Origin of the sequence: Massilia niabensis, from assembly GCF_042655085.1 — a bacterium.
Classification (GTDB): domain Bacteria; phylum Pseudomonadota; class Gammaproteobacteria; order Burkholderiales; family Burkholderiaceae_D; genus Telluria; species Telluria niabensis.
This window is the reverse complement of the sequence record NZ_JBHSMU010000013.1, coordinates 1-1176: the sequence shown is the minus strand read 5'-3', so window position 1 is coordinate 1176 and position 1176 is coordinate 1. Positions and strand designations below refer to the sequence as shown.

At 61.8% G+C, this 1176-nt stretch carries 1 protein-coding gene; it reads right to left on the bottom strand.

Features of this window, described 5'->3' with window-relative positions; translation table 11 throughout:
* Positions 1–952: 3-(3-hydroxy-phenyl)propionate transporter MhpT (mhpT, locus tag ACFPN5_RS11935; RefSeq protein WP_379783459.1), on the bottom strand; the 952-nt coding region annotated here is incomplete at its 3' end.
* Positions 953–1176: the final 224 nt, after the last annotated feature.

Below are 1176 nucleotides of genomic sequence, written 5' to 3'. Positions count from 1 at the left end.
CACAGTAGCCGGCAGCGAAGCCTGCAATCAGCATGAAATTGAAGCTGTTCGACAGTCCAAGTCCTGCAAGCGACAGCAGCATGCCGGCATAGACGACGACCACTGCGAGCAATGGCCGGTTGCGGTCGACCATTCGTCCGCTCAGGATGGATCCGGCGGCGCCGCCAATGTTGAACAGAATCTGTACGATACCGGCCTGCGGACGCGAGTAGCCCTGCCCGATCAGCAGCGACGGCAGCCAGTTCAGCAACATGTAGAGGACTGTCAGGGTGAAAAAGCAGGCTGCCCACAGGAGCATCGTCGACCCGAGGACGGGTTTGTCGAACAGGCCTGAGACACGGCGGTCGCCATGCGCGTGCAGCGTCCCCTGCTGGCGGAAGCTCGGCGATTCACGCAGCAGCAAGTACAGCAGCAGGGCAACCGCGACCGGCACGACTCCACCGACATAGAAGATCACGCGCCAGCCTGCGTCGAATTCCATCATGCCGAGAACGGCAGCGATCGCGCCCCCGAGCGGCACGCCGCAGTACGTCAGGCTGACTGCCGTGCTGCGAATTTTCGGGTCTGCCGCTTCGGACGTAAGCGCAATCAGGAGCGGCAATGCGGCGCCGAGACCCAGGCCAGTGAACACGCGTGCTGCCAGCAAACTTGAATAATCCCACGCGTGCGCGGTGGCAAGCGAGAAGATGCCGAACAGCAGGACGGCCCACACAAGCACGGTCTTGCGCCCGATACGATCGGCCAGCCAGCCGCCGAAGAAAGCACCCGGCAAGAGGCCGACCAGTCCGGCGCTGAACACCCAACCCATCATGGCCGGAGCGAGTTTGAATTCGGCGCCGATGCCGGGCGCAGCGATACCGACCGATTGCAGGTCCAGTCCTTCCAGCAGTGCGGTGATGAAGCACAGCGCGATGGTCGCCGCGCCGCGTGGCAGATTGCCTCGGGATGTCATGTTTGTCTCCTGTAGGGCCTTTCGGGTGCCCGTTATTGGTTGATGCGACTAATACCTTGCCCGCGCTGGTGCTGTTCTGGGTAGCTGTTTTACAGCGCGGTTCGTGCGTCGATGGCCTTCCGTGGCGCCAGCAAGCACGCTGGCTTTCCTAACTCTTCATGATTCGCTTATTTCTGGCGCTTGTAGGTCTGCAGGCCCGGCTTGATGGTCTTATCGTCCAGGAA